Below are 24087 nucleotides of genomic sequence, written 5' to 3'. Positions count from 1 at the left end.
ACCCGAAACTCTCCTATCGAGCCCGATCATGCCGCCCTCAACGGAACAAAGCAAATACCCGCAACCCGTTACAGTGTTAACCTGGAGCAATATCGCTCGGTGCCGACTCGGCATACCGGCGTGCGATCACCGCACAGGCGATCAGTTGCAGTTGGTGGAACAGCATTACCGGGAGCAGGATCACGCCGACCTGCGCGGGCGGAAACAGCACGCCGGCCATCGGCACGCCCGACGCGAGGCTCTTCTTCGAGCCGCAGAATTGCAGCACGATCGCATCCTCGCGCGGCAACTTCATCAGGCGCGCGACTGCGAAGGTCAGCGCCAGCACGAACGCGAGCAGCGCGGCGCAGAGCAGCCCGATCAGGATCAGGTCGCCCACTGACAATTTGGTCCACAGCCCTTCGACCACCGCAGCCCCGAACGCGCTGTAGACCACCAGCAGGATGGAGCCGCGATCGACCACCGTCAGCATCGCTTTCCGACGCGTCACCCATGCCCCGATCCACGGCCGGAGCAGATGCCCCGCGACGAATGGCACGAGCAGTTGCAGCACGATCGCCTCGATGCTCTCGATCGATATCCCGGCGCTTCCCGACGTCTGCATCAGCAGCGCGACCAGCGCCGGCGTGACCACGATCCCGAGCAGGTTCGAAAACGACGCGCTGCATACCGCCGCCGCGACGTTGCCGCGCGCGATCGCGGTGAAGGCGATGGAAGACTGCACGGTCGAGGGCAGCAGCGTGAGGAACAGGAGGCCGGCAGCCAGCGGCCCGGTCACGAACGGCAGCGCGCTGAGCCCCAGCCCGAACAGCGGGAACGCCACGAACGTCACCGCCAGCACCGCCAGATGCAGCTTCCAGTTGCGCAGCCCCAACAGGATCGCATCGCGCGACAGTTTCGCGCCGTGCAGGAAGAACAGCAGGACGATCCCGATGTCCGCGGCATAGCCGACGATCGTCGCCATCTCGCCGCGGGCCGGCAGCAGACTCGCCAGGACGACGGTGCCGAGCAGCATAAGGATGAACGGCTCGAAGATCGCCAGGAAACGCCCGATCATGGGTGCGCTTTCACATAGGCATCCAGCGTCGCGAGGTGGCCGCTGAGCGCGTCGTCGTCGAGGAAGCTGCCGAGGAAGCTGTTGCGTGCGAGCGTCACGACCTGCTCGCGCGACAAATTCTTCGCGCGCGCCGTCTGCCGGAAATTCTCGCCGATATAGCCACCGAAATACGCCGGATCGTCCGAATGGATCGTCGCGCGCAGGCCGAGATCGAGCATCCGGTCGATCGGATGGTTCTCAAGTCTGTCTACGTTGCGCAAGGCGACGTTGGACAGCGGGCACACCGTCAGCGTCATCGCATCGCGCGCGAGGCGGGCGACGAGTGCCGGATCCTCCAGCGCCCGGTTGCCGTGGTCGATGCGGTCGACCTGCAGGATGTCGAGCGCCTCGTGGATGTAGGCGGGCGGGCCCTCCTCGCCGGCGTGGGCGCACAGCATCAGCCCGGCATCGGCCGACGCCGCGAACACGCGCGCGAACTTCGACGGCGGATGGCCGACCTCGGACGAATCGAGCCCGACGCCGATGAACTGGTCGAGCCACGGCTCGGCTTGCGCGAACGTCTTGAACGCGTCCTCCTCGTCGAGATGGCGCAGGAAGCTCATGATCAGCCCGACGCTCATGCCGTGCTTGTCCTGCGCCTCGTCGATCCCCGCGAACAGCCCGCGTGCGACGACGTCGAACGGAATGCCGCGGTGCGTGTGCGTCTGCGGGTCGAAGAAGATCTCGGCATGCACCACGCCGTCCTGCGCGACGCGGTCGAAATAGGCGACGGCGAGATCGCGGAAATCCTCCTCGGTCTGGAGCACCGCGGCGCCCGCGTAATAGATGTCGAGGAAGGTCTGGAGATTGGTGAAGCTGTACGCGGCGCGGACGTCCTCGACGCTCTTGAACGGGATTGCGACCTTGTTGCGCTCGGCCAGCGCGAACATGAGCTCCGGCTCCAGGCTGCCCTCGATATGGAGGTGCAGTTCGGCTTTGGGCAGGTTCGTGATGAAGTCGTCTGTCATGATCCGTCCTGTCTTTGGGCGTCGTGGCCGCAACCATTCCGCGCGCCGCGCACTACCGCAAGTGCGAAAGCCGTTGCATGACAATCCTGTCACGTTACCGAGCGCCGATACTTACGCGAAGGACACCATCGATGCCGACAGGATTGGTCGCACTACTCGACGACATCGCCGGGATCACCAAGCTCGCCGCCGCCAGCCTCGACGATATCGCCGCGACCACCGGCAAGGCGGGCAGCAAGGCGATCGGCGTGGTGGTCGACGATGCCGCCGTCACGCCGCGCTACATGGTCGGGTTCGAGCCCAAGCGCGAACTGCCGATGATCTGGAAGATCGCGCTCGGTTCGTTCCGCAACAAGCTGGTCTTCATCCTTCCCGCAGCGCTCGCGTTGAGCGCGTTCGCGCCATGGCTGCTGACGCCGTTGCTGATGATCGGCGGCACGTATCTGTGTTTCGAGGGCGCGGAGAAGATCCTCGAGGCGTTCGGCGGCGGCCATGCCGAGGAAGTCGTCGCGGAGCCGGTCGACGCGGCGACGCTCGAGGCGCAGAAGGTCTCGGGCGCGATCCGCACCGACTTCATCCTGTCGGCGGAGATCATGGTGATCGCGCTGTCGGACGTGGCGAGCAAGCCGATCTGGGAGCAGGCGATCGTCCTCGCGTTGGTTGGCATCGTCATTACGATCGGTGTCTACGGCGTGGTCGCATTGATCGTGAAGATGGACGATATCGGGCTGCACCTGGCGCAGCGCAGCAGCGCGGCGGTGCAGGCGATCGGGCGTGGCCTAGTGAAGGGCATGCCGCTGGTGATGTCGGCGCTGTCGGTGATCGGGACGGCGGCGATGGTCTGGGTCGGCGGGCAGATCATCGTCCACGGGGTGGAGACGTTCGGCTTCACGACGCTGCCTCACTGGATCCATCACACTGCGGAGAGCGCCTCGCATGCAGTGCCGTTCGCTAAGGGCGCGGTGAACTGGGTGATGAACGCGTTCTTCTCGGGGATCGTCGGATTGATCCTGGGCGGCGCGATCGCGCTGGGGTTGCACGCGGTGAAGAAGCCGAAGGTGCACTGACCGGGAGAGCGTCATCCGCCCTTCCTTGTTCTCCCGAGAAGGCGGGAGCCCAGTCTGGGTCCCCGCCTTCGCGGGGAAACACGTCCCGGTTGGTTATGCGGCGCCAACATCACCAAACACCACCCCGGCGGAGGCCGGGGCCCAATTCGGGAACGAGGGTAACGGCGGACAGCCCCTCGTTACTTCGACCTTCCCAATTGGGCCCCGGCCTTCGCCGGGGTGGTGCTCATTCGCCGGAAGGGGCGTTGAGGGGAAAGGGTTACCCCCTACTTAGCCGTCCATTTCCCCATCCAGCCCAGCACTTCACGATACCATTGGCGCGAGTTCTTCGGCTTCAGCACCCAATGGTTCTCGTTCGGGTTCACCAACAACCGCGACGGTATCCCGCGCCGCTGCAACGCGGTGAACGTCGCCAGCCCCTGCGTATACGGAATCCGAAAATCCTTCTCGCCGGTGATCACCAACATCGGCGTCTTCCACTTGGCGACGTAATTGACCGGGTTCCATTTCTCGAACGCCTGCGGGTCCTCGTAATAGGCCTTCCCGCCATGCTCCCATTCGTCGAACCAGAGCTCTTCGGTCTCGTACGCCATCGCGCGCGCGTCGAACACGCCGTCATGCTGGACGATGCACTTGAAGCGATCGGGCCACTGCCCCTCGATCCAGTTCATCATATAGCCGCCGTACGACGCACCCAGCGCGCACGCATTGTCCGCATCGAGCCACGCGAACTTGTCGGTCGCGGCCTTCAGCCCCTTTTGCAGATCCTCGAGCGGCCAGCCGCCCCAGTTGTTGCTGATCGCATCGGTGAAGCCCTGGCCGTACCCGGTCGATCCGTGGAAATCGACCGCGACTAGGCCGTAGCCAGCGCCCGCGAACACCGCCGGATTCCAGCGATACGACCAGCTGTTGTTGCTCGATCCCTGCGGGCCGCCATGGACCATGTACGCGACCGGTACCTTCCCGGTGGAGCCGTACGGCTTGACCGCATAGCCCCAAACGGTGTCGGCGTTCGCGCCCTTGAAGTTGAACCGCGTGACCGCCGGCATGTCGATCCCGGCGAGCCTGGCGGCGTTGACCTGGGTCAGCCGCTGCGGCGCACCGGTGCCCGCGATGCGGTAGAAATCATCCGGCGCGGTCAGGCTATCCAACGCTACGATTGCCCCGCGCGGCGTGATCGCGACTGCGGCGACATGCCCTTCCTGCGTCAGCCGCGTGACGGCACCGTTCGCGGCGTCGACGCGGAACAACGGCGTTTCCTGCGTGTCGTCCGCCGTCACGTAGAGCGATTTCGAGTCGGACGCCCAGGCGATCGAGCCGACCGACCGGTCCCAGCGCTCAGTCAGCGACACCGTCTTGCCGCTCGCGATGTCGCGCACGGTCAGCACTTGGCGATCCGCCTCGAACCCCGGCCGCCGCATCGCGAAATAGGCGAGCGTGCGGCCATCGGGCGATACCGTCGGCAGGTTGTCGGTCGCCTTGTTCGCCGCGGTCAGGTTGACCGGCGCGGTGGAGCCGTCCGCCGGCACCGAGAAGATGTCGAGATTGGTCGACAGCGACTCGATCCGGCCGGCTTCGCGCATCGCGAAATAGACGGTGCGGCCATCGGGGCTCCACGACACCTCCTCGCCGCCGCCGTAAGGCTTCGATGGCGTATCACCCACGAGCGCGCCGACCAGCGGCACGCCGTTGCCGGTCGCACCCGAGCTGGTCAGCGGCAGGACGAACAATTGCGATCGCGTGCCGTCCACCCATGTGTCCCAGTGCCGCACGAACAGCTGATCGTAGGTCCGGCCGGCGCCTGCGTTCGGATCCTTCTTCACCATCGCCGGCTCCAGGCTCGGCGCACCGGGGCGGCGGTCTGCCCACACAAGCAGCTTGTCGCCGGTCGGCGCGACCTTGAAGCCGCCGAACCCGCCCTTGAAGTTCGTCAGCTTGCGCGGCGTGCCGCCCGTCACCGGCACCGACCAGATGGCGTCTTCACCCCCCTTGTCGGAGGTGAAATACACGATGCTGCCGACGATCTGCGGGTCGTTCTCGTTGACCTGCGGATCGGCGAGCAGCTTGACCGGCGCCGCACCCGGCGTGCTCAGATCGAGCCGCCACAGGTCGTACCGCCCCTTGTCCGCATCGAGATCGGTCTCGCGCTGCGCCCAGACGAGCCAGTGCCCGTCCTGCGACGCGGTCGGCGCACCGACGCGGCTGAGCATCGTCACGTCGTCGATGGTGAGTTGCCGGGCGGCGGCGGGGGCACTCGCAAAGGCGAGCACGGCGAGGCTGGCGGAGAGCATGATCTTCATGGGGCATGTGCATAGGATGGTTGCGGGATCGTACGCAATCACCGGGGACTGGATGTGCTGGGTACGCCACGTCTTCCTCACTGCGCGCGCACGGATAATGGGCGCTTACAGCCCCGTCACCCCGGACTTGTTCCGGGGTCCACCGCGCCGCGTTCTCACGGATCGTTGATTTTGCGGAACCGTGGACCCCGGAACAAGTCCGGGGTGACGGATGGGGCGCGCAAAACGAGGTCAAGCAACAAGGTTAAGGTGGAAGGGAGCATTGCACCACCGCCCGCGCTATGACGCTGCCATGCCCCTCAAGCACTCCTTCCCTCCGATCGCCGCACCCCACGCGCGCGTGCTGGTCCTCGGTAGTCTGCCGGGTGACCGCTCGCTGGCTGCACAACGCTACTACGCGCATCCGCAGAACCAGTTCTGGCAGCTCATGTCGCCGGTCGTCGGGCGCGACCTCGTGGCGCTGGGCTATGACGGCCGCATCGCCGCGTTGCAGGCGGCCGGCGTCGCGCTCTGGGACGTGATCGGCTCGGCGCGCCGCACCGGCAGCACCGACGCCGCGATCCTCGACATCGAAGGCAACGACATCGTCACGCTAATCGCCACCCTCCCCCGCCTCCGGGCGATCGCCTTCAACGGCGGCACCGCGCTGAAGCAGGGGCTCAAGCTGCTCGGTCGCGATTTCACGGGCGCGCAGATCGTCGCATTGCCCTCCAGCAGTCCGCTCCACACCATCGGACTCGCCGCCAAGCAACCCGCCTGGACCAGGCTCGCCGAGTTCCTGCTCGACCGCCCCGAACCCCGCGCCTAGGCTGGCGCATGACCAGCCTGTACGACCTCACCGCCCCCGCCTTCCGCCGCGGTTTTGCCAGCCTCTCGGCGATCCTGCACACAGCCGAAGCGTTCGCCCGCGAACACGGCATCGCCGAGGCCGACATGCTCGACACCCGCCTGATCGCCGACATGGCGCCGCTGACCGCACAAGTGCAGCGTGCGAGCGACACCGCCAAGGGCGCGATGGTCCGGATCGGCGGCGTCCCGAACGTCGCCATGGCGGACGACGAGACGAGCTTCGCCGCGCTCCAGCAGCGCATCGCGGCGACGCTGACCTTCCTCGACGGCGTCCCGCGCGACGCGATCGACGGCAAGGAGGGCTCGGTCGTCACGCTCGTCACGCCTGGCGGCACCCACGACTTCACCGGCAGCAGCTATGTCCTCGGCTTCGTCCTGCCCAATTTCTATTTCCACATTACAACGGCCTACGCGCTGTTGCGGATGCGCGGCGTGCCGATCGGCAAGCTCGATTACCTCGGTCGATAACCACGGCTGGCTAAACCCGGCGCGGTCCGGCAAGGGCGGCGGATGTCGATCGAAAGCTTCATCGCCCAATACGGCCTCGCCGCGATTTTTCTCGGTGCGGCGTTCGAGGGCGAGACCAGCGTCGTCACCGGCGGCCTGCTCGCGCACCAGCATCTGCTGCCGCTATGGGGCAGCGCGGCGGCGGCCGTGACCGGTTCGTTCGCCGCCGACCAGCTCTTCTTCTTCGCCGGCCGCCATTACCGCGATACCAAGCGGGTCCGCCGGATCGCCGAGAAACCCGCCTTCGCCAAGGCACTCGACACGCTGGAGCGCCATCCGACGGTGTTCATCCTCGGCTTTCGCTTCCTCTACGGCCTGCGCACGATCAGCCCGATCGCGATCGGCACCTCGCACGTTCCCGCACGCACGTTCATGGTGCTCAACGCGATCTCGGCGGCGGTCTGGGGCGTGCTGTTCACGATCCTGGGTTACGTGTTCGGCGACGGGCTGATCGAGCTGGTCGACAAGGTCATGCCCAAGCAGAAGCTGGTCGGCGTGGCGATCCTCGCCCTCGTGGCCGCTCTAGCGATCGCGGGTTTCCGCTTCTGGCGCCGTCGCCGGGCGCGGAAGGCCGATCCTCAACCCCGCGCAAACGCCGCCGCCGTCTCGACATCGGACCGATCGGGACGGACGCCGGTATAGAGCACGAACTGCTCGAGCGCCTGCAACGTCGCGACCTCTTCACCGGTGACGACATGCTTTCCCACGGCCCGCGCCGCCGCCAGAAACGGCGTCTCGGCCGGGAGCGCCACCACGTCGAACGCGACCTCGCAGCGCGCGATCACCGGTTCTGCAAACGCAAGCACATCGGCATCCGCCCCGGCCATGCCGAGCGGCGTCACGTTCACCAGCAACGGCGCACCTGCCGGATCGGGCTCCGCGCTCCAGCCATAGCCATGCGCGTCGGCGAGCGCGCGCCCCGCCGTCTCGTTGCGCGCGACGATCGTCCCGTCGGCGAACCCCGCATCGCGCAGCGCCGTCGCGACCGCCTTCGCCATCCCGCCCGATCCGCGCAGGATGAACGGCATGGCGGTGTCGACCGCGTGCGACGCCAGCAGCATCCGTACCGCGGTGTAATCGGTATTGAACCCGGTCAGCATGCCCCCGGCAGGACCGCCGTCGTTGACGATCGTGTTGACGCTGTCGATCGCGCGCGCCGACGGATCGAGCGCGTCGAGCATCGGGATCACTGCCTCCTTGAACGGCATCGACACCGCGCAGCCACGGATCCCGAGCGCGCGGATCCCGCCGACCGCGCCTGCCAGATCGGTAGTCGTGAACGCCTTGTAGACGTAATCCAGCCCAAGCAGCTCGTAGAGCCGGTTGTGGAACCGCGTGCCGAAATTACCCGGCCGTGCCGCCAGCGACATGCACAGACGCGTATCGCGCCCGAGGGGTGGCTTCATGTGTATCTCCGTCCTCGCGCCACGCGCGCGCTACCGTCTCACCGCGCTATAAAGCCGCCGACGGCCGACGTCACGGATTGCGGATCGTACCCGTCCGTCGAACAAAGCGCCGCCGATCCCGTAACCGGAGCGCCCCTGGTGCCGATGCGTGCAAACTCGATCGGAAACGAACCCATCGTTTTGCGAAATCCTCGCTAGATCGCGACCGGCGCTATAGTGTCGTGGCACGGACGCAGAACGCAGCCGGTCTGCGCGGTCCTGGGTGGAGGATCGCGCGTGACCGACTCTATACTAGCGCGAGTGGGCGCCTATCATGCCAGCATAGCGCTATCGGCACTGCTGGCCTTGGCCGGCTGTTCGCAACGTGGCGGCGACATCGCCTATAATCCCAGCAACTTCGGCAGGCCGGACAGTGCGGCGATCCCGGTGGTCGCGGCCGATCGCCGGCTCGGCGCGGGCGATATCGTCACGATCCGCGTGTTCAAGGTCGATACGCTGTCGGGCGACCAGACGATCGACAGCGGCGGCCGGATCAACCTGCCGCTGGTCGGCTATGTCCAGGCCGCCGGCACGACGACCGCCGAGCTGGAACGCCAGCTGGTCGCGCAGTTCGGTGCGCAGTATCTCGCCGACCCCAGGATCGCGGTCACGCTCAAGACCGCGGTCACGCCGACCGTGACGGTCGACGGCTCGGTCCAGCAGCCCGGGCTCTATCCCGTGCAGCCGAACATGTCGCTGATCCAGATGATCGCGATGGCGCGCGGCACCGCCGACGGCGCCAATCCCAAGCAGGTCGTGGTGTTTCGCCGGATCTCGGGTCAGCGCATGGCGGCGGCGTTCGATCTGACGACGATCCGCAAGGGCCTCGATCCCGATCCGCCAATCTATCCCGACGACATCATCGTGGTCGACGGCTCGGCGACGAGCCAGGCGATGAAGTCGGTGCTGCAGTCGCTGCCGTTCGTCTCGATATTCCGTCCATTCTGAACTGTTCTCCTGGATGCATGGAATTGTCGCGACTCGCGGCGTGCAGTACGCTTGGTGGAATGATGTTTCCCGCGTTCGGATGACGGAAGAAGTTCTCCGCCGATACAGACGGGATCGAGCCGAAGTTCGCGGCAATATTTCGAACGGAACGGGTAGGAGGCAGGGATGATCGGCAAGACGATGGCGATCACCGTCGCGGCATTCGCGATGATGAACCAGGCAAGCATGGCAGCAGCGGCAAACCAGGCTCCGGCCCGAACGGTCGCGCAAGATCCCGACGGCGTCGCGAGCAACCGTGCCGCGCTCGGGCTGCCGATCGCGCCCGCAACACCCTGCACGCCGACCGATGGCGTTCGCGTCGCCTGTGCTGCGTCAGGCGGATCGAGTGCACTGGCCGGCGGGAGTGGCTCCATTTTCATCCTGCTCGCTGCGATTGCGGCGATCGGGCTCGGCGTAGCGGCTGCCGCGAGCCAGAGCAGCGCCGCCAACAGTCCCTGATCGCCGCGCACGCGGACGTTTTCGGCTTGGCTCTCGATACGGTGCGCTTGGCCATGAAGCGAGGTGTCGCGGGCGATTTGACGCGGGCTTGATCGCTCGATCGATCCGCAACTCGTCCGTGCAAACCCGCGTCGCTTTCGCAAGCGGGTGTCGGATCCAGGGCGCTCGATATCGTTCGGGCGACCTGATGCCGCCGCGTCGTCGAGCGATACGAGCGATACGAGCGATACGAGCGATACGAGCGATACGAGCGATACGAGCGATACGAGCGAAGTGCTGCATATGATGCTCGGGCTTTGGAATGCGCGAACAGACCAGCGCCGCCGAACACGTCGGAATTACTCATTTTTACTGATTTTCTCCGCATTCCTACCGTCAAACAAAATATTCAATATCCGCAACTCAACTAAAGTTTGTCGCAGATTACGCCTTTTCGACGCTGCATCCTCTGATCGATCAAGATTCGATATTTCGTTAGGATTCGACAAACTCGCGAGCTTCTCGAATACCATCGCGCACTACTGAAATCCGTAAAGGATCAATCCGGAACTGGGGGAGAGAAGCGATTTCCATGTGGATCCGGCGTCATGGCGCATCGTCCTATTTGATCCTGTGCCTGGTGCTTGGCGGGGCCAGCGCCGCCGGTGTCGTGGCGAACGCCGTTCTCCAGCTGGCCGCCATCGGCCTGATCGGTGCGATCATCGTCCCCGGGACGCTGCCGGTCGCGTCGAGCCTGCGGACGTTCCTGCTGCTGGTCGCGGCCTTCGCCGGGATCCTCATGCTCCAGCTAGTTCCCCTGCCCTATCCGATCTGGAGCATCCTGCCCGGCCGCGCCGCGGTGACCGACGCGTTCGTCCTTGCTGGCGCCGGAACACCCTGGCTGCCGATCTCGCTGACGCCCGACGCAACGATCGCAGCACTTTTGTCGCTGTTGCCGGCGCTTGCGATGATCCTGGCCATGACCAACGCGTCTCCGGCCGGGCAACGCGACGCGGTCGTCGCGCTGCTCGGGTTCGCGATCCTGTCCGTCCTGCTCGGCGGTCTGCAACGCGCGGGCGGCGACGAATCTCCGCTCTATGCCTATGCCTTCACCAATCGCGGCAGCGCGGTCGGCCTGTTCGCGAACCGCAACCATCTTGCCACGCTGATGCTCTGCACGCTGCCGTTCGTCGCTGCGCTGGCGAATGAACGCCCCCGCATGGCTGCGCGCATGGCCGCCGGAGCCGTCGCCCTCGTTATCGCTGCAGGTGCGATCCTCACCGGCTCGCGCGCGGCGATCGGCCTACTCGCGCCCGTCCTGGCGGGCAGTGCGGCGATCATGCTGCGCGGCAATCGCGGCGCACGCACGAACATCTGGCCCGGTTTGGTGGCCGGGGTCGGCTTGCTGACGGCCGCGGCGATCGTGCTGCTCGCGCACGGCGGCGGCGAAGACCGGGCGCGATCGCAACACCGCGCCGTCATCGGCGAAACCACGCTTCGGGCCGCGGTTGATTCCCTGCCGATCGGATCGGGCGGCGGCAGCTTCGCAACGGTGTATCCGGCCTATGAAGATCCCGCCGCGGTCACACCCGAATACACCAATCACGCGCACGACGACTATGCCGAGATGCTGCTTGAGTTGGGCATTCCGGGCGCGTTGCTCGTCATTGCCGCCGAAATCGCGTGGTGCATGCGGGTCGTGCCGATCTGGGGGGTAGCGGGTGCGGACGCCGATCGGGCGCGCGCAGGCGCGATCGCTCTCGCTGCCATCCTGGCCCACAGCCTGATCGATTATCCGCTGCGCACCGCTGCGATCGCTGCCGTCGCCGGGGTTGCGGCCGCGCTGCTCGCGTCGCCGATCGCGGCCCGCACTGCCGCTTCGCCGATCCGGGTTCGCCAGGGAACACCGGCATGACGGATCCCGGCGCCGCCTCGCTCGGTCCGCCGCCGCGCCGTCTCGGGATCGTCCGGCATGGCACCATCGCGACCACCGAGCACGGTCTGTCGACCTTCGCCAAGCCCGACGAACACGGCCGCAGCCTTCCGCAGATCGACATCGACGATCTCGTCCGCATCCTGCTGAAATGGAAGTGGCTGATCCTCGCCGCGATCTGCGTCGGCGCGGGGCTCGCGGTCGTCGTCACGATGCTGTCGCCGCGACTCTACCGCTCGACCACGACGATCGAGATCAACACCACCCCGGTCGAAATCATGGGCAACACGCGCAGCGTCCAGCCGAAGATGCGCAGCGAAGACCAGTTCCTCCAGACCCAATATGGCCTGTTGAAAAGTCGGTCGCTGGCCGAACGCGTGCGGAAGACGTTGGCGCTCGGCGACGATCCCGGCTTCGTGAACGCCGGGGCTGCGCGCAATCAAGCGCGGCGCGACCTCACTGCGACGTTCAAGCTCGAGGCCAATCTCGACGTGCGACCGGTCCGCGGCAGTAACCTCGTCACGCTCGGCTATACCGATGCCGATCCGGCGCGCGCGACGCGGATCGCCAACGCGTTCGCGACCGGCTTCATCGCCTCCACCGCGGAGCAGCGCTACGGCGCCACCGCCTATGCTCGCCAGTTCCTCGAAACCCGCCTGAACGCCACCCGCGAACGGTTGGAAACCAGCGAACGCCAGCTCGTCAATTACGCGCAGCACCAGGGCATCGTCGAGCTCGACCATGGCGGCGGCGGTGGTGGAGGCGGCGGCGCGGGGCGCGGCAATGCCGGCGGCGACGATGGCCCGACCGGCAGTTCGGGCGACTCGCTGTCGACGCAGTCGCTGACCGCGCTGAACGGCGCATTGTCGCTGGCGATCGGCGAACGCATCGCCGCCGAACAACGGTATCGCCAAGGCGTTGCCAATCGCGCGTCGCCCGACGTGCTGCAGAACCCGACCGTGCAGGCGTTGCGCGGCGAGCGGGCCAAGCTCTCCGCCGATTACCGAGAGCGCCTGTCGACGTTCAAACCGGACTATCCCGAAATGGTGGCGCTGCGCGGCCGCATAACCGAGATCGACGCGGCGATGACGCGCGAGGCGGGCGACGTGTCGTCGTCGCTGCGCTCGGGATATCTCGCGGCGATGGGGCGCGAGAACGAACTGCGCGGCCAGGTCGCCGCGTTGCGGGTGAACGTCCTCGACCTGCGCAATCGCGGGATCGGCTACACCATCCTGCAGCGCGAGGTGGAGACCAATCGCACGCTCTACGACGCGCTGTTGCAACGCTACAAGGAGATCGGCGTCGCGGGCGGACTGGGCGAAAGTCAGGCGATGGTCGTCGATACCGCGTTGCAGCCCGGCGGTCCGTTCAAGCCGCGACCGATCCGCAACCTGATCGTCGGGCTGATCGGTGGGCTCGCCATCGGGCTGGCGATCGCGTTCGGAATCGAGTTCGTCGACGATACGATCAAGTCCGCGGAGGACGCCTCGACCAAGTTGAAACTCCCGATCCTCGGCGTGATCCCGCGCATGGCCAAGGCGCGATCGATGATCGAGGAGCTCGCCACGCCGCGGTCCGAGGTGGCGGAGGCCTATTATTCGGTGATGACCGCGCTGCAGTTCACGACCACCAGCGGCTATCCGAAATCCCTGCTGATCACGAGTTCACGGTCGGGCGAGGGCAAGTCGAGCACGTCGCTCGCGCTGGCGCAGAATTTCGCGCGGATCGGTGCCACTGTGCTGCTGATCGACGGCGACCTGCGCAAGCCATCGTTCAAGGCAGGCGATCAGCGCGAGATTGGCCTTTCGAAACTGCTCGTCAGCAGCGATCCCGTCACCGCGCACGTCATCGCGACGAACACGCCCGGGCTGTCGCTGCTGCCGAGCGGGCCGGTGCCGCCCAACCCCGCCGAACTGCTCGCGACGATCCGCATCCATGCGATCCTCGAGGAAGCCGCCCGGCATTTCGAGATCGTCGTGGTCGATGCGCCACCCGTACTCGGGCTCGCCGATGCGCCGGTGCTGGGTTCGATCTGCGAGGCGACGCTGATGGTCGTCGAATCGGGATCGGTGCGGCGCACGGTCGTGCTCAGCGCGCTGGCCCGGCTGTTCGGCGCGCACGCCCGCGTCGCCGGCGTGGTGATGACCAAGTACAACCCCAAGGTCGCGGGCTATGGCTATGGTTATGGATATGGCCAGCCCTATGGCAGCGATCCGTCCGCGACACCGATGCTGAACATCACGTCGTGACCGTTGCGCGGCCAAGCCTGCGGGCCGCGTGTCTGCTCGCGACCTCGGCATTGCTCGGCTGGCTCAGCATCCGCAACGCCGCGATCCTGCTGTTCGCGACGACCAAGCCGACGCTTGCGGAAGCGTTCTGGCCGGCAAGCGGCACCGCGCTTGCCGCCGATGCACGCGCACGCGTACTGGCCGCAGGCGGCGTCGCGGGGTCGCAGGTCCGCACGCTGGCCCGCGCGGCGTTGATCCGATCTCCTGCGTCAGATGCACCGCTGGTATTGCACGCATTGGCGGCTAGCGGCGACGGCGATCTGCGCCGGGCGAGCGCGCTGATGATGGCGGCGGTGGCACGCAATCCGCGCGACGACGTGGCACGCTACTGGCTGTTCGACCATGAGATCCGGACCGGAGATTATGCCGCCGGTCTGGCCCAGGTCGGCCCGGCGTTGCGGCTGCGAGAGGGAACGCGCGGACCGATCCTCGCGCTGGTTGCAGGGTTGCTCGACATCCCCGCAGCCGCCCCGGCGGTGCGCGCGATCCTCGCGACCGATCCCGACTGGCGCACCGGGTTCTTCCAGACGCAGGCGACCGCCGGGACCAACCCGGCGCGCCTGGCCGAGTTGCTGCTCGCATTGCCGCCACCGCGACGCCCGGGCGCGACCGCGCTGGAGCAACGCGCCGTGCTGTATGCGGCGATCAACCGCGGCCGGTTTGCCCTGGCCTACGATGTCTGGCGCGCGACGTTACGAACGCCGTCTGGGTTGGGAATACCCCCTGCCGTGGGTTCGACGGTCTACGATCCCGATTTCGCCGGGTTGCCCGGCGCGCCGCCGTTCAACTGGAGCCTGCAACCGGGCGAGGGCGCAACGGCGGCGATGGTCATGTATTCCCATGGGCTCGACCGAACCGCGCTGGCGATCACCTTTAACGGCACCGTTTCGGCCGTGGTCGCCGAGCAATATATCGTGGCGAAACCTGGTGCTTACACGCTCTCGCTGCACAGCCGCGCCGTCGCCAGCCCCGTCGCCAACTCCGTCAATGCACGCCTGTTCGCCCGCGTCCGTTGCGCCAGCGATGACGCGTTGCTGGCCCAACTCCCGATCGCATTGCAGACTGCTCCGGTCACCGCCAGCGCGCCCGTCGCCGTACCGCAAGACTGTGCGGCGCTGCGCCTCCAGATCGTCGGCGAACCCGGCGAGCGGGTGGGCTTCGCGCGCGCCGAGGTCACCGCCATCCATCTCGATCCTCGCCAGTGACATCCCCGCCCAAACCGGCGCCCAAACCGGCGCCCAAACCCGCGCGCGAACCCGCGTCCAAACCAACCCCGGCACCTGCGCCGGCACCCGCGCCGACACCCGCGCCGGAGCCCACGCAGTACGCATGGCCTGCTGCCCGGCGCATCTACAGGCATCTGTCGCCCCGGCGCCGACGTCAGCTCGCCGGCACAATCATGCTCATGATCGCGGGTGCGTTCGCCGAGCTTGCGACGATCGGCGCGGTGCTGCCCTTCCTCGCGCTGGTGACCGGCGGGAACGAGGCCAACGCGCGGTACGCCGGCATCGTGTCGGTCGTCTCCACGCTCGGCGCGCTGGTCGGCCTCGGCACGCTCGCGGTATCGGCCGCGTTACTCGTTCTTGTCGCGGTCCTGTCCGCGATCCTGCGGCTCGTGCTGATCTGGTCGAGCCAGACCCTGGTGTTCGCGGTCGCGCATGATTTCGCGACGCACATCTACCGCCGCACGCTGCACCAGCCCTACAGCTTCCACGTGATGCGCAATTCGAGCCGGACGATCGCCGGCATCGACAAGGTCCAGTATGTCCTCGGCAACGTCCTGCTCCCGGCGATGGCGGGCACCACCGCGGCGGTCGTCGCGGTCTTCATCCTTGCCGCGCTGGTCGCGGTCGATCCGGCCACGTCGCTGGTCGCCGCAGGCAGCTTCGTCGCGCTCTACGCCTTGGTCAGTCTGGCAACCCGCCGGCGGCTGTACCGCAACGCCGACATCATATCCGCGTCGCTACAAGCGCGCGTGCAGACGCTGCAGGAAGGGCTGGGAGGGATACGCGACGTGCTGCTCGATCGCACGCAAGCCATTTTCGTCGCCAAGTTCGAGCGGCTCGACAGCCAGTTCCGCCATGCCCAGGCGGCGAACCAGTTCATCGGCGCCGCGCCCCGCTATCTGGTCGAGGCGGGCGGGATCGTCCTGATCGCGGTGCTCGCGCTGTATGTCGGCGGTCGGCCCGGCGGGGTCGTCGGCGCGCTGCCGATGCTCGGCGCGCTGGCGCTCGGCGCGCAACGCCTGTTGCCGCTGGTCCAGCAGGTCTATTTCAGCTGGTCGCAGATCCACGGCAACCGCGCGGCGCTCACCGACGTGGCGGCGCTGCTCGACATGCCCGAACCTCCGGTACCGGCGCGCATCCCAATGCCGCCGTTCGCGGACACGCTCCAGATCGACCGCGTCCGCTATGTCTACCCGAGCGGCGGACGGCCAGCGCTCGACAATATCTCTCTGACGATTCCCAAGGGCATGCGGATCGGCCTGGTCGGCAAGTCGGGCAGCGGCAAGAGCACGCTCGCCGATCTCGTCATGGGCCTGCTCGATCCGACCGAGGGGCGCATCCGTATCGACGGTCGCATCCTCGATCCCGCCGCGAAGCCGTCGTGGCAGGCCCAGATCGCGCACGTTCCCCAGGCGATCTTCCTGGCCGACACCAGCATCGCCGCCAACATCGCGTTCGGACGCGACGCCGCGACGATCGACCACGCGCTGATCCGCGACGCCGCCCGCGGTGCCGATCTGCACGGCTTCATCGAGAGCCTCCCGAACGGCTACGAGACGGCGGTCGGCGAGCGCGGCGTGCGACTGTCGGGCGGCCAGCGACAACGGATCGGCATCGCCCGCGCGCTGTACAAGCGCGCCTCGATCCTCGTCCTCGACGAGGCGACCAGCGCGCTCGACGACGCGACCGAGGATTCGGTAATGGCCGCGATCGCGCGCCTGTCGCGTGACCTGACCATCCTCTCGATCGCCCACCGCGTGTCGACGTTGCGGCTGTGCGACACGATCATCCGGCTCGACGAAGGGCGGATCGTCGCGATCGGTTCTTACGAGGAGATCGTCACCGACTGGCGCATGCGCGGTTGAGCGAGACCGACCCGCACGCGACGCGCTGGCGCGCCGACGTCCAGGTGCTCCGCGGGTTCGCGGTCTGCGCGGTGATCGTCTTCCATGCCGGGCTCGGCATCGCCCCGTCGGGCTATCTTGGCGTCGACATCTTCTTCGTCGTCTCGGGCTATCTGATCGGCGGGATCGTCCTGCGCGATATGGCGGCCGACCGGTTCGCGTTCGGCCCCTTCTATCGACGGCGGATCAGGCGGCTCGCACCCGCGGGGTTCGTCACGCTCACGGCGACCGTCGCAGCCGCACGCGTGCTGCTGACGACCAGCGCCTATGAGCGGTTCTGGCCGCAGCTGCTCGGCGCGCTCACTTTCTCCACCAACGTCATGTTGTGGCGCCAGATCAATTACTTCAACGATCTCGCACAGACCGAGCCGCTGCTGCACATCTGGTCGCTGGCGGTGGAGGAGCAATTCTATCTCGTCTTTCCGATCGCACTGTACGTCTGTCCCAGACGCTGGTGGATGCCCGCCATCGGCATCGCCACCACGGCGAGCCTCGCCGCCTATCTGATCCTCTATCCGCGATCGCCCGGCGCCGCATTCTACCTGCTCCCGACGCGGGCCTGGGAGATCGGTTTCGGCGTGCTCGCCGCAGGATGGCGCATGCCGCCGGCGATCCAGGCGGGCCTCGTACGCGTGCGGGCCACCGCGCTGCTCACCATCGCGGCGGTGCCGTTCGTGCCCCCCTTCGCGCACGTCCATTGGCTGGCCCTCCCCGCCTGTCTCGCGACCGCCCTGCTCGTCGCCACGCGCGCGCCGATCCTTGCCGGTCGCGGCTGGCGGTTCGGTACCGCGATCGGCGACCGATCCTATGCGCTGTATCTGGTTCATTGGCCGATCTTCGCATTCGCCAACACCGTGCATCTCGGCGCACCACTGCCTGTAACGCTGTCGCTGGGCCTCGTCGTGCTGACGTTTGCGAGCGGCGAACTGCTGTTCCGCGTCGTGGAGACGCCGCTACGCCGCGAACGCGGTCCGCCGATCCTGACCTGGGCGGCCTTCGTCGCGGCGACGATGCTGATCGCGGCGGCGGGAGCCTATGTCCTGCACGCCAAACGCGGCATGGCGACCGGGCTCGACCTCGCCGGCGTCACCGGGCTCGACCTGCCCGGATGCACCGCCGATGCCGCGTCGTTCGACGGCCGCTGCACGCAGTCGCCGACCCCCCAAATCCTCGTCTGGGGCGATTCCTTCTCGCAGGCCCTGGTCCCGGCGATCGTCGCGACGGCCGGGCGACCGATTGCGCAGGCGAGCGAGGGCGGATGCGCGCCGCTTCCCGGCTATGCACCGGTCGACCTGAACGCATCGCAGGCGATCGCGCGGCGCTGTATCGCCTTCAACGCGAGCGTCCTCGCCTATCTCGCCCACACGCCCAGCATCGACGTCGTCGTCCTGTCCGGCCGCTATCTCCGCTACGCCATGCCCGGAACGCGCGCGCTGCACGTCGATCCGGACGGATACACGACGATCGCGATGCCCGATCCCGCTACGCTGATCGCGGCCCAGCGCCGCACCAGCGCCGCGATCCGCGCGCTGGGCAAGCGCGTCGTGATCGTCTCGGGTCCCGCACAGGCGGGTTTCGACGTCGGCCAGTGCTGGGAGCGCACGCTTGCCCACCTGCCGCGCGTGACCAAGGCTGCGCAGTGCGGAATCACCGCGACCACGCTGCATCCCCAGGAGGGATGGGCAAACCGGTTGCTCGCCGACTTCGCGACCGGCGGCACCCCGGTCATCCGGCTCGACGCCGCACTCTGCCATCGGGGCACGTGCGCCACGGCAATCGGCGGCACGCCACTCTACCGCGACACCGGCCATTTCAGCCGGACCGGATCGCGGCTGATCGGGCAGCGAACGCAGCTTGGCGAGCGGGTCTGGCAGGTCGCTCGCTAGCGTCTGCGCTTGATCGCCGAATACGCGTTTGCCGCGCGCCAAAGTATCGCGCCCGGCAGCATCGCCATCGCGACCAGCCCCATGCGGCGCATGCTCCACCCCCCGACGCCGGACAGCAGCGTCCGTGCCGCCTGCGTCCGCCCATGATACAGCAGGCTGCGCGCATAACCGAGCCGCGTGCGATCGGCATAGCCCCGGATCGCGGCATGACGCGCGACATAGACGGGGCTCCGGAGCGCGGCATCGAGCGTCGCGAAAACCGGCGAAACCGGAACGCGCTCGCGCCCCCCCATTGCGGCCTGTCGCCCCGCCATCGCGGCCTGACGAACATCCATGATCCCGCCATTCTCTCGGCGATACAGCACGGTCGGCGCGCTGCTCACGGCCATCCGGTGGTCCAGGGCAAAGCGGATCCAGAACTCGACGTCCTCGCCAGCCGCATGGGAGCCGAACCCCGCCGTGCGTGCAAACGCGGACCGACGAAACGCGATGCTGGACGCATTGAATACCGCGCTGTGATGCTCTGCGAAAAACTCGATTTCGCGCATGTCGCTCGCGTTCGCCGCCAGCGTATCGAGTGGCACCGCGTCCCCGTTGAAAGACACCGACGCCGCGCCCGCTGCATCGACGTCGGGATAGGCCGTCACGACCGCGGCAAGATTGGCCAGGTGATCGCGTCGCCACAGATCGTCCGCATCGACCAGCGCCACCCACGCGCCCGTTGCCGCAGCAAACCCGGTATTGCGCGCCGCGCCCGGCCCCGCATTCGCCTGTCGGATCAGCCTTACGCGGGCATCGCCAAACTGCTCGACGAGACGGTCGCCGCCATCGCGCGATCCGTCGTCGACCACGATGATCTCGCGCGGCGCCACGCTCTGCGCCAACACCGACGCCAGCGTTGCGCTGACAAAGGCGCGCTTGTCGAACAGCGGAATGACCACGGAGAAATCGACGGGCATCCGCGGATCATGTCGCAAGCCCGCACCGATGACCATCGATTGCCGCGCAGGCCATGATCGGCGATACCGATGCATGCCGCACATCGATCACACACGCGATCGCGGCAATGTCCTGTTGGTGACGGCGGCGCCCTCGATCATGCCACGGGGCGGTCGCGCGATGCTCTCCGCGCTGAACCACGCGATCCTGCTGGATCTGTTCGGCCCTCGACTGTCGCTGTTCGTGCCGTCGGGGCGAACGCGGATGATACCGGCGGTGCTGAAAGGCCATATCGACGGGATCGATGGCCCTTCGATCGTCGCGCTGCTCGCGCACATCGTCAACCACGGCGTGACCCGCGTCATTCTCGACGGTTCGAACCGCGGCGCCGCGGCACGCGCGATCGAGCGGCGTTTCCCACACGTTCGGATCTTCACGATCTTCCACAACGTCGAGGCACGCTTTTTCCTCGGCGCGCTCCGCGACAAACCGCGGGCAAAGGCGCTCGCGGTTCTGATCGCGAACTATCGTGCCGAACGCGCAGCAGTAGCGGCAAGCGATCGGCTGCTGTGCCTGAGCGATCGCGACGGTACGACGTTGCGGCGGCTGTACGGACGCGGGGCGGACAGCGTTCTGCCGATCGCCGTGCGAGACCAGCCCCTGGCGGCGGCAGCGCCGACCGAGTGCCCTTCTTATGCGCTATTCGTCGGCGGAGGCTTTTACGCCAATCGCGATGGCATCCGGTGGTTTGCGCGCGCCGTCGCACCGCACCTGTCGATCGCGACCTGCGTCGTCGGGCGCGGGCTCGACAATCTGGCGGAGGAATTTGCCGGCGATGCCTCGATCAAGTTCGTCGGCGCGGTCGAAGACCTGGCGCCCTGGTACCGCGATGCGGCGGTCGTCGTCGCCCCGATCTTCGACGGCTCGGGGATGAAGACCAAGGTCGCCGAGGCCTTGCTGTACGGCAAGCATATCGTCGGCACGGCGGAGGCGTTCTCGGGCTATGCGGACGACGTCATCGCGGCAGGATCGCTGGTGCACGACGCGGACGGTTTCGTCGCCGCAATCGAAGCGGTCTGCGCGCACGGATGGCGCGCATTCGATCCGGCGATGCGCGCGCTGTACGACCGCGACCACAGCTACGCCGCGGCACGCGCACGTTTGGCTCAGGCACTCGACGCATAGAGCGCTGCGACCTGGTCCGCGAGCCGGTCGAAATCGAAATCGCGCAGCCGGGCGTCGCCATAGGCAACCAGCCGCGCGCGTTCGGCAGGGTCGGTCCAGACGCGCTCGATCGCCGCGGCCGCATCCGCGGGATCATCCACCGCGAAATACCGCCCCTGCGCTTGCGTGACGTCGCGGAATACCGCGATGTCGCTCGTCACCAGCGGTCGCCGCGCCGCCATCGCCTCGATCAAGGCAATGCCGAATCCCTCATAGGCGGACGGCACCACGACCAGCGTACAGGCGGCGTAGAGCGCACGGACCGCGGCGTCGTCGGCGTCCGTGACGATGCGGACGAGCGCACCAAGATCGAGCGCGGCGATCTGCGCGCGGATGCTCCCGAGCATCCCGCCGTCGCGACCGGCAATCACGAGCCGACACCGCATTCCCCGGTCGCGCAGCCGGGCGATCGCGGCGATCAGCACCGGCAGGTTCTTGCGCGCCTCGATATGCCCCACCACCAAGGCGAACGCGTCGCTGTCGGGCGCGCCGTCCGACGCGAACCGCCGCGGGTCGACGCCGTTATGGACGACCGACACGCGCACGCCGGGATGGAACGCCGCAATCTCGTCACCGACGACGCCCGATACCGCGATCACCCGATCAACTTGACGCAACGCATGGCGCAGGATGACCGCCGCGGTCGCGCGCTCGATCGGGCCGGCAGCCTGCAGGTGGCGCAGGTCGTGGATCGTCAACAACGTGCGGCACGGCGCCGCGAACAGGGGCAGGCTGAAGCTCTCGAACAGGTCGAGCGCATCGACGTTCCAGGCATGCCGCCAATAGCGCAGTCCCGCCAGCAGACGTCCGACCCGGCCGGCGCTGCGCAGTGGCGTCCGCCGCGCGGTGACGTTGGGGCTGCCGGCGAACCAGTCCGCGATCCGGTGGTCGGCAGGTTCGTAGACGACGAACTCATGCTGCGGATTGCGACGGATCACCGCGCCGTACAGCGATCGGAAGCGTTGATTGGCTCCCGAAGGACGGTCGTCGAAACACGTCGCGTTCAACCCGATCCGCACCGGTCAGAGGCCCAGCAGCGCGAAATGCCGGTCGAGCACGCGCCGCTCCTCGAACGGTCTGACGCCCTCCGCCAGCATTGCCGCGGGCATCGGTCGATCGAGCGCCTGCGCGAGCGCTTGGGCCAGCGCGTCCGGATCGCGCACCGCGACCAGATAGCCGTACCGCCCGTCCTGCAACACCTCGCGTGGCCCCGTCGGACAGTCGGTCGCGACCGGCGTGCACCCGCACAGCATCGCCTCGACCAGCACGTTGGGCAGCCCCTCGACATGCGACGACAGCGCGAACACGTCGGCGCGCGCGAAATATTTTAGCGGGTTGTCGACGCGTCCGGGCAGGCGGATACGATCGGCCAGTCCCTCCGCCGCAATCAAGGCCTCAAGGTCGCGCCGCGCCCCGCCCTCGCCGAGGATCACGAGGCGCGCCGCGCGGGTCCGGTTGAGGATGCCGACCGCGCGGATCAGGTCGTCGAACCCCTTCCACGGCGCCAGCGTCCCTGCCGCGACGATCAGGGCCACGTCCCTGGCCGCGAACCAAGGGTCGTCGACCGGTTCGTCCCGCTTCGCACGCGTGCCCGGCTGGTCGACGATGTTGTAGACGCAGACGTGCCGGGCGCGGCGGAACACCTGGCGATATTGCGCGACCATGTCCTGCGACACGCAGGTCAGCGCGTCGGCACGGTACGCGACCGCCCGCGCCGCCCATTTCAGCACCCAGCGCTTGGTGAACGGCACGCTCGAATAGGTGTCGAACGGCGTCACGCGCGACGAACCGCTGATCTTCGCGCGTGATCCCGACAGGATCGCCGCGATCAGGACGATCGTCGTCAGATGATCCTCCGCGGCGAATACCACGTCGGGCTTCGCATCGCGCAGATACCGCCAGATCGGCAGTGCCAGGCCCCGCACCCGCCGCGCGCCGATGACCCGCACGATCACGCCCGGTGCCGGCGGAATGTCCAGGTCGGGATCACAGCGGCCGACGATCAGCTCCACCGCATGCCCGTCGGCGGCGAGCGCGGCGGCGAACCGCCACTGCGCCAGCGGCACACCCGAGATCGCATAGCGCGGCGTCATCACCGCGATCCGCAACCGTCGCCTCACGTGCCGAGCACCGCATCGTATGCGCCCCGCCGTACCCGCGCATCGGCGAGGAACAGGAAGTTGTTGATATACCCCGCTCCCCCGACCACCGAAGAAGACTGATCCAGCCCGGCATCGAACGCCGCCACGTCGACCAGCACGCCGCCGCGCAGGAAATATCCGCGATAGCCGAGCCCCGCCAGGCGATCGAACGTCTCACCGACCGGCAACGCCCGATGGCGCTGCTCGATCTCGATCAGCAGCGCTGGGGCGGAGGCGGCGAGCGTCGCCAGCGCGCCCTCGATCACGGCCGCCTCATGCCCCTCGACGTCGATCTTGATCAGCGCGGCATCGTCGAACCCGAAGCTGTCGAGGGTCCGCATCGCGACCATCTCCGATCGCGCCGTGCCGGCGAACCCCGGCTCGATCGACCCCGGTTCGATCGACCCCGCCGCATCATGCTCGGTGCCGTCCGCCGCGACCGGGATCGACAGCGCCGCCCGGCCTTCCGCCGCAGAGATCGCAAACGGATGGACCGCGACACCAGTCTGCACCCGCGCCCAGGCCGTCAGCGCGCGCAGGCATACCGGGTTTGGTTCGAACACCTCGACGCGCACGCCCAACCGCGCCAGCGCATAGGCATACGCTCCGAAATTCCCGCCGATGTCGATCGCCCGGTCGCCACGCTCGATCACCGTCGCCAGCAACGCCATCTCGGGTTCCAGCGTCCCCGTCGCCCGTGCGTGCCAGTATTTCGCGGGCACCCGCCATGCCGCCGGTATCGCATCGCGGACCGTCATCTTGATCCGCGAAAGCGCGCCGCTCACAGCCGCGACCGTGCGGAGATCTCGTCCGTCCAAAGAGCATCGAAAACGAACCATGTCGTTGCCGTCGAACGGTGGACTTCGGCCCGCTTATGCCGCCTTCTCGT

General features: G+C 67.5%; 20 protein-coding genes. 12 read left to right on the top strand and 8 right to left on the bottom strand.

Features of this window, described 5'->3' with window-relative positions:
* Positions 1–76 precede the first annotated feature (76 nt).
* Together AC3D24_RS16245 and AC3D24_RS16240 are read right to left on the bottom strand one after the other, a co-directional pair.
* Complete coding sequence (locus tag AC3D24_RS16245) at positions 77–1057, bottom strand: bile acid:sodium symporter family protein (protein WP_489032188.1); 981 nt, start codon at positions 1055–1057, stop codon at positions 77–79.
* Positions 1054–2064, bottom strand: coding sequence for an adenosine deaminase (locus AC3D24_RS16240; protein WP_489032187.1), 1011 nt, complete (start codon positions 2062–2064; stop codon positions 1054–1056). The genes AC3D24_RS16245 and AC3D24_RS16240 overlap by 4 nt, the downstream gene beginning before the upstream one ends.
* 131 nt (positions 2065–2195) lie before the next feature.
* Here AC3D24_RS16240 and AC3D24_RS16235 point away from each other — a divergent pair, with 131 nt between their 5' ends.
* Positions 2196–3131: a DUF808 domain-containing protein gene (locus AC3D24_RS16235; RefSeq protein ID WP_489032186.1), complete on the top strand. Its 936-nt coding sequence runs from the start codon at positions 2196–2198 to the stop codon at positions 3129–3131.
* A gap of 266 nt (positions 3132–3397) precedes the next feature.
* Here the strand turns inward: AC3D24_RS16235 and AC3D24_RS16230 are convergent, their stop codons facing one another.
* Positions 3398–5431: a S9 family peptidase gene (locus AC3D24_RS16230; RefSeq protein WP_489032185.1), complete on the bottom strand. Its 2034-nt coding sequence runs from the start codon at positions 5429–5431 to the stop codon at positions 3398–3400.
* Between the two features lie 292 nt (positions 5432–5723).
* Here AC3D24_RS16230 and AC3D24_RS16225 point away from each other — a divergent pair, with 292 nt between their 5' ends.
* From AC3D24_RS16225 to AC3D24_RS16215, 3 genes are read left to right on the top strand one after another with little or no spacing between them, the layout of a single operon-like run.
* Positions 5724–6239, top strand: coding sequence for a DNA-deoxyinosine glycosylase (locus AC3D24_RS16225; protein ID WP_489032184.1), 516 nt, complete (start codon positions 5724–5726; stop codon positions 6237–6239).
* Positions 6240–6247: 8 nt separating this feature from the next.
* Positions 6248–6748, top strand: coding sequence for a DUF1993 domain-containing protein (locus tag AC3D24_RS16220; RefSeq protein WP_489032183.1), 501 nt, complete (start codon positions 6248–6250; stop codon positions 6746–6748).
* 42 nt (positions 6749–6790) lie between these two features.
* The gene (locus AC3D24_RS16215) at positions 6791–7429 is read left to right on the top strand and encodes a DedA family protein (protein ID WP_489032182.1); all 639 of its coding nucleotides are present in this window, start codon (positions 6791–6793) and stop codon (positions 7427–7429) included.
* On the opposite strand, the gene AC3D24_RS16210 is transcribed toward AC3D24_RS16215, so the two are convergent.
* Positions 7366–8193 (bottom strand): shikimate 5-dehydrogenase, encoded by an 828-nt coding sequence (locus AC3D24_RS16210; protein ID WP_489032181.1) that lies wholly within the window; start codon positions 8191–8193, stop codon positions 7366–7368. The genes AC3D24_RS16215 and AC3D24_RS16210 overlap by 64 nt on opposite strands.
* 276 nt (positions 8194–8469) lie before the next feature.
* Here AC3D24_RS16210 and AC3D24_RS16205 point away from each other — a divergent pair, with 276 nt between their 5' ends.
* The 7 genes from AC3D24_RS16205 to AC3D24_RS16175 all read left to right on the top strand — a co-directional run bounded on the left by AC3D24_RS16205 (position 8470) and on the right by AC3D24_RS16175 (position 18894).
* Positions 8470–9180 (top strand): polysaccharide biosynthesis/export family protein, encoded by a 711-nt coding sequence (locus AC3D24_RS16205; RefSeq protein ID WP_489032180.1) that lies wholly within the window; start codon positions 8470–8472, stop codon positions 9178–9180.
* Between the two features lie 165 nt (positions 9181–9345).
* Complete coding sequence (locus AC3D24_RS16200; RefSeq protein WP_489032179.1) at positions 9346–9678, top strand: hypothetical protein; 333 nt, start codon at positions 9346–9348, stop codon at positions 9676–9678.
* Positions 9679–10249: 571 nt separating this feature from the next.
* Complete coding sequence (locus tag AC3D24_RS16195; RefSeq protein ID WP_489032178.1) at positions 10250–11572, top strand: O-antigen ligase family protein; 1323 nt, start codon at positions 10250–10252, stop codon at positions 11570–11572.
* Positions 11569–13839, top strand: a complete 2271-nt coding sequence (locus AC3D24_RS16190) for a GumC family protein (RefSeq protein ID WP_489032177.1) — start codon at positions 11569–11571, stop codon at positions 13837–13839. The genes AC3D24_RS16195 and AC3D24_RS16190 overlap by 4 nt, the downstream gene beginning before the upstream one ends.
* Positions 13836–15083, top strand: a complete 1248-nt coding sequence (locus AC3D24_RS16185; RefSeq protein ID WP_489032176.1) for a hypothetical protein — start codon at positions 13836–13838, stop codon at positions 15081–15083. Before AC3D24_RS16190 ends, AC3D24_RS16185 begins: the two co-directional genes overlap by 4 nt.
* A 194-nt stretch (positions 15084–15277) precedes the next feature.
* The gene (locus tag AC3D24_RS16180; protein ID WP_489032175.1) at positions 15278–16969 is read left to right on the top strand and encodes an ABC transporter ATP-binding protein; all 1692 of its coding nucleotides are present in this window, start codon (positions 15278–15280) and stop codon (positions 16967–16969) included.
* Positions 16966–18894, top strand: a complete 1929-nt coding sequence (locus AC3D24_RS16175) for an acyltransferase family protein (protein ID WP_489032174.1) — start codon at positions 16966–16968, stop codon at positions 18892–18894. The genes AC3D24_RS16180 and AC3D24_RS16175 overlap by 4 nt, the downstream gene beginning before the upstream one ends.
* Here AC3D24_RS16175 and AC3D24_RS16170 read toward each other — a convergent pair.
* On the bottom strand, positions 18891–19928 hold the full coding sequence (locus AC3D24_RS16170) for a glycosyltransferase family 2 protein (protein WP_489032173.1): 1038 nt from the start codon (positions 19926–19928) through the stop codon (positions 18891–18893). The genes AC3D24_RS16175 and AC3D24_RS16170 overlap by 4 nt on opposite strands.
* Between AC3D24_RS16170 and AC3D24_RS16165 the strand changes: the two genes are divergently transcribed.
* Complete coding sequence (locus tag AC3D24_RS16165; protein ID WP_489032172.1) at positions 19927–21018, top strand: glycosyltransferase; 1092 nt, start codon at positions 19927–19929, stop codon at positions 21016–21018. The two genes, AC3D24_RS16170 and AC3D24_RS16165, sit on opposite strands and share 2 nt — an antisense overlap.
* On the opposite strand, the gene AC3D24_RS16160 is transcribed toward AC3D24_RS16165, so the two are convergent.
* From AC3D24_RS16160 to AC3D24_RS16150, 3 genes are read right to left on the bottom strand one after another with little or no spacing between them, the layout of a single operon-like run.
* Positions 21000–22076, bottom strand: a complete 1077-nt coding sequence (locus AC3D24_RS16160; RefSeq protein ID WP_489032171.1) for a glycosyltransferase family 4 protein — start codon at positions 22074–22076, stop codon at positions 21000–21002. The two genes, AC3D24_RS16165 and AC3D24_RS16160, sit on opposite strands and share 19 nt — an antisense overlap.
* Positions 22077–22079: 3 nt before the next feature.
* On the bottom strand, positions 22080–23177 hold the full coding sequence (locus AC3D24_RS16155) for a glycosyltransferase (protein ID WP_489032170.1): 1098 nt from the start codon (positions 23175–23177) through the stop codon (positions 22080–22082).
* Entirely contained in the window at positions 23174–23983 is an 810-nt protein-coding gene (locus AC3D24_RS16150) for an FkbM family methyltransferase (protein ID WP_489032169.1), read from the bottom strand. The genes AC3D24_RS16155 and AC3D24_RS16150 overlap by 4 nt, the downstream gene beginning before the upstream one ends.
* Positions 23984–24087: the final 104 nt, after the last annotated feature.

Source organism: Sphingomonas sp. SL1004 (assembly GCF_057815015.1).
Note: the sequence above shows the minus strand (reverse complement) of the source record. Positions and strands in the feature narration are given on the sequence as shown.

Excerpts from the sequence above, each read along its gene's own strand:
- AC3D24_RS16245 (WP_489032188.1), bottom strand. The coding sequence starts at position 1,057 with ATGATCGGGCGTTTCCTGGCGATCTTCGAGCCGTTCATCCTTATGCTG.
- AC3D24_RS16240 (WP_489032187.1), bottom strand. The coding sequence starts at position 2,064 with ATGACAGACGACTTCATCACGAACCTGCCCAAAGCCGAACTGCACCTC.
- AC3D24_RS16235 (WP_489032186.1), top strand. The coding sequence starts at position 2,196 with ATGCCGACAGGATTGGTCGCACTACTCGACGACATCGCCGGGATCACC.
- AC3D24_RS16230 (WP_489032185.1), bottom strand. The coding sequence starts at position 5,431 with ATGAAGATCATGCTCTCCGCCAGCCTCGCCGTGCTCGCCTTTGCGAGT.
- AC3D24_RS16225 (WP_489032184.1), top strand. The coding sequence starts at position 5,724 with ATGCCCCTCAAGCACTCCTTCCCTCCGATCGCCGCACCCCACGCGCGC.
- AC3D24_RS16220 (WP_489032183.1), top strand. The coding sequence starts at position 6,248 with ATGACCAGCCTGTACGACCTCACCGCCCCCGCCTTCCGCCGCGGTTTT.
- AC3D24_RS16215 (WP_489032182.1), top strand. The coding sequence starts at position 6,791 with ATGTCGATCGAAAGCTTCATCGCCCAATACGGCCTCGCCGCGATTTTT.
- AC3D24_RS16210 (WP_489032181.1), bottom strand. The coding sequence starts at position 8,193 with ATGAAGCCACCCCTCGGGCGCGATACGCGTCTGTGCATGTCGCTGGCG.
- AC3D24_RS16200 (WP_489032179.1), top strand. The coding sequence starts at position 9,346 with ATGATCGGCAAGACGATGGCGATCACCGTCGCGGCATTCGCGATGATG.
- AC3D24_RS16195 (WP_489032178.1), top strand. The coding sequence starts at position 10,250 with ATGTGGATCCGGCGTCATGGCGCATCGTCCTATTTGATCCTGTGCCTG.
- AC3D24_RS16190 (WP_489032177.1), top strand. The coding sequence starts at position 11,569 with ATGACGGATCCCGGCGCCGCCTCGCTCGGTCCGCCGCCGCGCCGTCTC.
- AC3D24_RS16180 (WP_489032175.1), top strand. The coding sequence starts at position 15,278 with ATGCTCATGATCGCGGGTGCGTTCGCCGAGCTTGCGACGATCGGCGCG.
- AC3D24_RS16165 (WP_489032172.1), top strand. The coding sequence starts at position 19,927 with ATGCCGCACATCGATCACACACGCGATCGCGGCAATGTCCTGTTGGTG.
- AC3D24_RS16170 (WP_489032173.1), bottom strand. The coding sequence starts at position 19,928 with ATGCATCGGTATCGCCGATCATGGCCTGCGCGGCAATCGATGGTCATC.